This window comes from Saccharothrix violaceirubra (assembly GCF_014203755.1).
Classification (GTDB): domain Bacteria; phylum Actinomycetota; class Actinomycetes; order Mycobacteriales; family Pseudonocardiaceae; genus Actinosynnema; species Actinosynnema violaceirubrum.
The window spans coordinates 4,691,391-4,699,633 of record NZ_JACHJS010000001.1 but is presented as its reverse complement, the minus strand read 5'-3'; the positions used below and the strand labels follow the sequence as shown (position 1 = coordinate 4,699,633).

At 72.3% G+C, this 8,243-nt stretch carries 9 protein-coding genes; all 9 read left to right on the top strand.

The genetic code is table 11. The features are described from left to right. Positions 1-59: 59 nt before the first annotated feature. Positions 60-1,043, top strand: coding sequence for an ABC transporter substrate-binding protein (locus tag F4559_RS21635; RefSeq protein WP_184671390.1), 984 nt, complete (start codon positions 60-62; stop codon positions 1,041-1,043). A gap of 19 nt (positions 1,044-1,062) precedes the next feature. Continuing rightward, a complete protein-coding gene (locus F4559_RS21630) occupies positions 1,063-1,806 on the top strand; it encodes a hypothetical protein (protein WP_184671388.1) in 744 nt (247 codons plus the stop codon). Continuing rightward, positions 1,800-2,795, top strand: coding sequence for a FecCD family ABC transporter permease (locus F4559_RS21625; protein WP_184671386.1), 996 nt, complete (start codon positions 1,800-1,802; stop codon positions 2,793-2,795). The genes F4559_RS21630 and F4559_RS21625 overlap by 7 nt, the downstream gene beginning before the upstream one ends. Then, entirely contained in the window at positions 2,792-3,838 is a 1,047-nt protein-coding gene (locus tag F4559_RS21620; protein WP_184671384.1) for a FecCD family ABC transporter permease, read from the top strand. The genes F4559_RS21625 and F4559_RS21620 overlap by 4 nt, the downstream gene beginning before the upstream one ends. 84 nt (positions 3,839-3,922) lie before the next feature. Continuing rightward, on the top strand, positions 3,923-4,657 hold the full coding sequence (locus tag F4559_RS21615; protein WP_184671382.1) for a 2,3-dihydro-2,3-dihydroxybenzoate dehydrogenase: 735 nt from the start codon (positions 3,923-3,925) through the stop codon (positions 4,655-4,657). Positions 4,658-4,694: 37 nt separating this feature from the next. Further along, positions 4,695-5,792, top strand: a complete 1,098-nt coding sequence (locus F4559_RS21610; protein ID WP_184671380.1) for an isochorismate synthase — start codon at positions 4,695-4,697, stop codon at positions 5,790-5,792. Next, positions 5,789-7,390 carry a (2,3-dihydroxybenzoyl)adenylate synthase gene (locus F4559_RS21605; protein ID WP_184671378.1) on the top strand — a complete coding sequence of 534 codons (1,602 nt, stop codon included), beginning with the start codon at positions 5,789-5,791 and terminating at the stop codon, positions 7,388-7,390. The genes F4559_RS21610 and F4559_RS21605 overlap by 4 nt, the downstream gene beginning before the upstream one ends. 1 nt (position 7,391) lies before the next feature. Further along, positions 7,392-8,030, top strand: a complete 639-nt coding sequence (locus F4559_RS21600; protein WP_184671376.1) for an isochorismatase family protein — start codon at positions 7,392-7,394, stop codon at positions 8,028-8,030. Then, positions 8,027-8,242 (top strand): phosphopantetheine-binding protein, encoded by a 216-nt coding sequence (locus F4559_RS21595; protein WP_184671374.1) that lies wholly within the window; start codon positions 8,027-8,029, stop codon positions 8,240-8,242. Before F4559_RS21600 ends, F4559_RS21595 begins: the two co-directional genes overlap by 4 nt. Position 8,243: the final 1 nt, after the last annotated feature.

The following is an 8,243-nucleotide window of genomic DNA, read 5'->3' as shown; positions in this document are numbered from 1 at the left end:
CGCCTAAACACAAGGTAGGGTGCAACCGCTTCCGCCACCCGCTTTCCCCTGGGAGAACGATGTCCAGCAGTAGAACCGCGCGCCTGCTCGGTGCCGCGTTGATCGGCGCTCTCGCCCTGACCGCCTGCGGCTCCGGCGGCGAGACCACCACGTCCTCCTCCGCGCCGTCGTCGGCCGCGCAGGACACCGGCCCCCGCACCATCACCGACGCCACCGGCGCCAAGGTGACCGTGCCGGCCAACCCGAAGAACGTCGTCGCGCTCGCCGAGACCGACCTCGACGCCGCGATCGCGCTCGGCGTCACCCCGATCGGCGCGAGCAAGTCCCGCCAGGGCGACAGCGTCGCGGGCTACCTCTCGGCGAAGGTGCCGAACGTCAAGCTCGTCGGCGAGATCGTCGAGCCCGACATCGAGGCCATCGCCGCGCTCGACCCGAAGCCGGACGTCATCCTGTACGGCCACTTCATCGAGCCGGACCCGGCGCAGCTCGCCGACCTCAACGCCATCGCGCCCACCGTCGTCACGAGCATCGTGTCCGACGACTGGAAGACCAGCCTCAAGGGCGTCGCGAACGCGCTGAACCTGTCGGCCAAGGCCGACGAGGTCCTCAAGGACTACGACAAGAAGGTCGAGGAGACCAAGAAGGCGTTGGGCGCCAACGCCTCCGCCGAGGTCAGCCTCGTCCGCTGGAACCCGCAGGGCCCGTCGTACCTGCAGAAGCAGCACTTCGCCAGCACGGTCGTGAGCGAGCTGGGCCTCAAGCGCCCGCAGGTGCAGCAGACCGACGGCACCGGCCCGTCCGAGGCGGTCAGCCTGGAGAAGCTCGACGTCCTCGACGCCGACTGGATCTTCCTGGGCACGCTCAACTCCGACGGCGCCGCGGCGCTGGCCCAGGCCGAGCAGAACCCGACGTGGACCAAGCTCAAGGCCGTCGGCGCCAAGCACGTGGTCACCGTGGACGGCGTGCCGTGGACCTCGCGCGGCGGCCCCATCGCCGCGGGCGTCGTCCTGGACGACATCCGCAAGGCGCTGGGCTCGGCCTGATCCACTTCGGGGAGCGGATGTGTGGCGGTACACCGACGGGCGCGGGGTCGAGCTGACCCTGCCCCGTCGGCCGGAGCGGGTGGCGGTGGTCGACCTCCTGGCCACCTCCACGCTCTGGGCCGCCGGCGTCCGCCCGGTCGCCGCCGCGCTCGGCGACGACCCGTCCGACGAGTGCCTGACCGCGGTGGGGTTGCGACCCGACACCGTGACCCGGCTGGACACCCCGGACGACCCCACGCCCGACCCCGCCCTGCTGCGCGACGTCGACCTCGTGGTCGACCGCACGCACGGCCGGGACCTGATGCTGCTCGGCGACACCGCCCTCCCGGCCGTCGGCCTGACGCTCAAAGCGCCCGGCCAGTCGCTGGAGGACGTGTTCGCCGAAGCCGGCGCGCTCGCGTCGGCACTGGGCTGCCCGCCGGTACCGGCGGACGCGGTCGCCCGGTTCGAGGACGCGAAACGCCTGGTGCGCACCGCCTCCGGCGACCGGACGGTCGGGTTCGCGTTCGCCCGTCGCGGGTGGCTGACCGTGGTCGACCCCCGGCTGTACCCGTGGTTGGTGACGCTGGGGCGACTGGGCGTCCGGCTCGCACCGCCGCGGCGCGTCCCGCTGGGTACGCGGCCGGACGTCGACCTGTTACTGGTGTTCGACGAGGGGGTTGACGTGCCGGGTTCGCACCCGTGGACGGACCGCTGGCACGCGTTCGACCACGCGGTCTGCGCGGAGCTGTTCACCGAGTTCGCGGAGCTGTCGACGTGCTGACCGGCCTGCGCGTGACCGGCCTGGTGCTGTGCACCGGCGTGCTGGTCCTGTTCGCGTTGCTGAGCATCGCCGTCGGCGCGCGCTCCGTCCCACTGTCCACAGTGGTCGACGTGCTGTTCGACCCGGACGGGTCCTATGACGCGCTCGTCGTGGTGGGCCAACGGGTTCCGCGCACGATCCTGGGCATCCTGGTCGGCGCCGCGCTCGGGCTCGCGGGCGCGCTGATGCAGTCGCTGACCCGCAACCCGCTCGCCGACCCCGGTCTGCTCGGCGTCAACAGCGGCGCGGCGGCGGCCGTCGTGTCCGCGATCAGCTTCCTGGGTCTGACCAGCCCGCTGGAGTACGTCTGGTTCGCGTTCGTGGGTGCCGCGGTCGCCGCCGTGGTCGTCTACCTGCTCGGCTCGTCGGGCCGCGCGGCCGGACCGGTCCGGCTCGCGCTCGCGGGCACCGCGATCAGCGCCGTGCTCGTCGCCTACACCTACGCGGTGCAGCTCGCCGACGACAAGGCGCTCGACCAGTTCAGGTTCTGGATCGTGGGCGGCCTGGCCGGGCGCGACCTGGACATCCTGACGCGCGTCGGGCCGTTCCTGGCCGTGGGCCTGGTGGTCGGGCTGCTGCTGGCCAGGCCGCTCAATGTCGTGGCGCTGGGCGACGAGACCGGCCGCGCGCTCGGCGCGAACCTCGGCCGGGTCCGGCTGACCGCCGCCGCGTCGATCACCCTGCTGTGCGGCGCGGCCACGGCCGCCGCCGGACCGTTCTCCTTCATCGGCCTGACCGTGCCGCACATCGCGCGTTCGCTCGTGGGCGCCGACCAGCGGTGGGTGCTGCCGTACTCGGCGCTGCTGGCGCCGTGCCTACTGCTGGGCGCGGACGTGCTGGGCCGGGTCGTCGTGCCGCCGAGCGAACTCGAAGCCGGTCTGGTGACCGCGTTCCTCGGCGCGCCCGTGTTCATCATGCTGGTGCGGCGCCGCCGGGTGGTGCAGCTGTGAGCGTGACCCGTCCGACCACCGTCCGGCTCGCGTCCGGACGGGTGTCTTTCCGCCTGCACGCCAGATCCCTCTGGGTGTGCCTGGTCCTGCTGGTCGTCACGGCCGGTGCCCTGCTCGCCGCGCTGGTCATGGGCGAGTACCCGATCACCGTGGCGGATGCGATCACGTCGGTGTTCGGCGAGGGCAGCCGCCTGGCCGAGCTGTTCGTGGACCGCCGCCGCCTGCCCCGGGCGCTGACCGCGATCCTGGTCGGCATCGCGCTGGGCGTGTCCGGCGCGGTGTTCCAGTCGCTGACCCGCAATCCTCTGGGCAGCCCCGACATCGTGGGTTTCGGGCAGGGCGCGTCCACCGGCGCGGTGTTGGTGCTGCTGGTTTTCAGCGGTGGCACCACGCAGACCGCGCTGGGCGCGTTCGCCGGTGGTCTGGTGTCGGCGGCCGTGGTGTACCTGTTGGCGCTCAAGCGGGGCGCGCACGGCTACCGGCTCGTGCTCGTCGGCATCGGGGTCAGTTCGATGCTGATCGCGTTCAACAACTACCTCGTGACGCGGGCGGACCTGAACGACGCGCGCGCGGCGACCGTGTGGATCGTCGGCAGCCTGTTCGAGCGGCGGTGGCCCGAGGCCACGCTGATGTTCTTCACCGTGCTGATTCTGGTTCCCGTGACGCTGATCCTCGGTCGTGCACTGTCCATCCTGGACATCGGCGACGAGGGGGCGAAGGGGCTCGGTGTCCGGGTGGAACGGTCGCGGTTGGCCTTGATCGTGGTCGCGGTGGCGTTGACGGCCGTCGCGACGGCGTGCGCGGGACCCGTCGCGTTCGTGGCGTTGGTCGCACCCCAGGTCTCGCGTCGGCTCACCGGGTCGGGCGGACCGGGTCTGCTGCCCGCCGGACTCCTCGGCGGAGCACTGCTGCTGATCAGCGATCTCGTCGCCCAGCGGCTCACCTCGCCGGGCGAGCTGCCGGTCGGCGTGATCACCGGTGCCGTCGGCGGCGTGTACCTCGGGTGGCTCCTGCTGCGGGAATGGCGTTCGGGACGGGGTTGAGACCGCCCGTCCAGGTAGGTTAGCCTTGCCTAAATCACCCTTGAGAGTGATCCTCGGTTTTGGGCATCTACCAGGAGTGACAGCATGGCCGATCACGGGATCGCGGGCAGGGTGGCGCTGGTCACCGGTGCGGGACGCGGCATCGGTGCCGCCGTCGCCGACGCGCTCGCCGACGAAGGGGTCAAGGTCGTCGGACTGGACGTGCTCGACGGAGACCTCGTGGTCGACGTGTCCGACGTGGACGCGGTCGAGGACGCCGTGGCGCACGTGGAGGGCTCGGTCGGGCCCATCGACATCCTGGTCAACGTCGCGGGCGTGCTGCGGACCGGCCGCATCCTCGACGTGACCGACGACGACTGGCGCACGACGTTCGCAGTCAACACCGACGGCGTGTTCCACGTGTCGCGCGCGGTCGCCCGGCGGATGGCACCACGCCGCCGGGGCGCGATCGTGACGGTCGGGTCGAACGCGTCGGGCGTGCCCCGCACGGACATGGGCGCGTACGCCGCGTCCAAGGCCGCCACGACGATGTTCACCCGCTGCCTCGGCCTGGAACTGGCCGAGTTCGGCGTCCGGTGCAACGTGGTGTCGCCGGGGTCGACCGACACCGACATGCAGCGTGCTTTGTGGACCGACGACGAGGGGCCGCGCCGCGTGATCGCGGGCGACCCGTCGACGTACCGGGTCGGCATCCCGCTGCGCCGGATCGCCGACCCGGCGGACGTCGCCGACGCGGTCCTCTTCCTGGCCTCGGACCGGGCCAGGCACATCACGATGCAGAACCTGTTCGTCGACGGCGGCGCGACCCTGCGCGCCTGAACCGACTTTCAGCCTCCCCCAGAAACGGAAGTGACCGGTGCTCGCCGCCGACACCCCCAGCGCCCTGTCCGATCTCGACACCTACCGGGAGGGCGGCTTCTTCTTCGCCTCGCCCACCGGCGTGCTCGTCGCCGAGGACGCCGGCACGCCCGCGCCCGAGCGGCTCGCACCGGGATCGGTGCTCGTGGGCGCGCTCCCGTTCCGCCCCGACCGCCCCGCGCGGCTGACCGTGCCGGCCCTCGTCCGGCGCGGTGCGGCGCTGCACACCGTCGCCCTGCCCGCGTCGCCGACACCCGGCGGCCGGTGGCTGGACCAGCGCACCGACGCCACCGCCTACACCGACGGCGTCGCGCGGGCGTTGCGGCACATGGCCGACGGCGACCTGAACAAGGTCGTGCTCGCCCGTGCGCTGGACCTGACCGCCGCCGAACCCATCGACGTGCGGCAGGTGCTGGCCGCGTTGGCCGCCCGCGACCCGCACGGCTACACGTTCGCCACCGACCTGGGCGGCTCGACCCTGATCGGCACCAGCCCCGAACTGCTGGTCCGGCGCACCGGGACGGCCGTGGTGTCGAACCCGCTCGCCGGGTCGCGACCCCGCAGCACCGATCCGGAGCAGGACGGCCGCAACGCCACCGAACTGCTCGTCTCGACCAAGGACCAGCGCGAGCACGCCCTGGTCGTGCAGGCCATCGCCGACGGGCTGGCGCCGTTCTGCCGCCGCCTCGACGTCCCCTCGACGCCGGAACTGCTGCCCACGCGCACCATGTGGCACCTGTCCACCCGCGTCACCGGCGAGCTGCGGTCGGGGGAGACCACGTCGCTGGACCTGGCCTCGGCACTGCACCCCACACCGGCCGTGTGCGGCGTGCCGGTGGAGGCCGCGCGGTCGCTGATCGGCGAGGTCGAGCCGTTCGACCGGGGCTACTACACCGGCGTCGTCGGCTGGACCGACGACCGGGGGGACGGCGAGTGGGTCGTGGCGATCCGCTGCGGCGAGGTCGCCGACCGCACGCTGCGGCTGTACGCGGGCGCGGGCGTCGTGCCCGGCTCGACCCCGGCCGCCGAATTGGCCGAGACCAGCGCCAAGTTCCGCACGTTCCTCGGCGCGCTCGGGCTGAAGGAGTCGGCGTGAGCGACCGGCTTCCATTCCCCTGGGTTCCATTCCCCTGGGTTCCGTTCCCCGACGAGTTCGCCGCGCGCTACCGCGAACTCGGGTACTGGACCGGGGAGACGTTCGGCGACTTCCTCGCCGCGAAAGCCGCGGCGTTCGGCGAGCGGGTCGCGGTCGTCGACTCCGAGGTCCGGTGGAGCTACCGGGAACTCGACGAGCGGGCGACGCGGATCGCGGCGTCGTTCGTCGGCCTGGGGATCGCGCCGGGCGACCGGGTCGTGGTGCACCTGCCGAACGTGGCCGAGTTCGTGGCCGTCGTGTTCGGACTGTTCCGGGCGGGCGCGCTGCCGGTGTTCGCGCTGCCGTCGCACCGGTTCGCCGAGATCTCCGCGTTCTGCTCGATCTCCGGCGCGGTCGGGTACGTGATCGCCGACAGCTCCCGGGCGTTGGCGGACGAGGTGGTCGCCGCCGTGCCGTCGGTGCGGCACGTGCTGATCGCCGCGGACCTCGCGGAGCTGCCGGCGGGTGGGCCGCTACCCGAGGTCGACGCGTCCGCGGTGGCGTTCCTCCAACTGTCCGGCGGCAGCACGGGCGTGCCGAAGCTGATCCCGCGCACGCACGACGACTACCTGTACAGCGTCCGGGAGAGCGCGGCGATCTGCGGGCTGACCCCGGAGACGGTGTACCTGGTGGCGTTGCCCGCCGCGCACAACTTCCCGATGTCCTCGCCCGGAATCCTGGGCGTGCTGCACGCGGGCGGGCGGGTCGTGATGGCATCGGCGCCCAGTCCGGACGTGGTGTTCCCGTTGATCGAACGCGAACGCGTGACGCTCACCGGCGTCGTGCCGCCGTTGGCGTTGCAGTGGATGGCCTCGCCCGCCCGTGCCGCGCACGACCTGTCGTCGTTGAAGGTCCTCCAGGTCGGCGGTGCCAAGTTCGTGCCCGAGGCCGCCGCGCGCGTACGACCGGAACTGGGCTGCGAGTTGCAGCAGGTCTTCGGCATGGCCGAGGGCCTGGTCAACTACACCCGGTCCGACGACCCCGAGGACGTCGTGATCGGCAGCCAGGGCCGGCCGATCTCGCCGCACGACGAGATCCGCGTCGTGGCCGAGGACGACGTCGAGGTGGCGCCGGGCGAGGTGGGGGAACTGCTCACGCGTGGCCCGTACACGATCCGGGGCTACTACCGGGCCGTCGAGCACAACGCGGTCGCGTTCACGGCCGACGGGTTCTACCGGACCGGCGACCTGGTGCGCGTGCTGCCGTCCGGGCACCTCGTGGTCGAGGGCCGGGCCAAGGACCAGATCAACCGGGGCGGCGAGAAGATCGCGGCCGAGGAGATCGAGAACCACCTGCTGGCGCACCCGGCCGTGCACGACGCGGCCGTGGTCGCGATCCCGGACGAGTTCCTGGGCGAGCGGACGTGCGCGTTCGTGATCACCACGGAACCCGTGGCCGCGCCCGCGTTGCGCGCGTTCCTGCGCAACCGCGGCCTGGCCGCCTACAAGATCCCCGACCGGGTCGAGACGGTCGAGGCGTTCCCGCACACCGGTGTCGGCAAGACGAGTCGTCGCGACCTGCGGCGCGCGTTGGCCGACACGCTCAGAAAGGCGCGTTGAGATGGGGTTGCCGACCATCGAGCCGTACCCGATGCCGACCGAGGCGGACCTGCCGGCCAACCGGGTGGACTGGACCTGCGTGCCGGCGCGCGCGGTGTTGCTCGTGCACGACATGCAGAACCACTTCCTGCGCGCGTTCCGCTCGGACTCCTCGCCCGTGGTCGAACTGGTCGAGAACATCCGGGCGCTGACGGCCACGGCCCGCGCGCTGGGCATCCCGGTCGTCTACTCGGCGCAGCCGGGCGGGCAGAGCGAGGACCAGCGCGGGCTCCAGTTGGACATGTGGGGGATGGGCATCGCCGACCCGGCCGACGCGGGCATCTTCCCGGCCGTCGAGCCCGACGCGTCGGACGTGCTGATGACCAAGTGGCGCTACAACGCGTTCCACCGCACCGGTCTGCGGGAGATGCTCGACGCCCAGGGCCGCGACCAGTTGGTGGTGACCGGGATCTACGCGCACATCGGGTGCCTGATGACCGCGGCCGACGCGTTCATGCAGGACATCCAGGCGTTCTTCGTGGCCGACGCGGTCGCGGACTTCTCGCCCGACGACCACCGCATGGCGGTCCACTACGCGGCCGGCCGGTGCGCGGTGACCACGACGACCTCACGACTGATCGCGGAACTGGAGACGGCATGACCACGGACGACGTGCGGGCGGGCATCGCGGCGGTACTGGACGTGCCCGCGTCCGACATCGCCGACGACGACAACCTGCTCGACCACGGGCTCGACTCGGTGCGGGTGATGTCGTTGGTCGAGGGCTGGCGGGCGGGCGGCGCCGAGGTCGCGTTCGTCGACCTGGCCGAGAACCCGACGGTGGAGGCGTGGACGGCCCTGCTGTCCCGGTAAG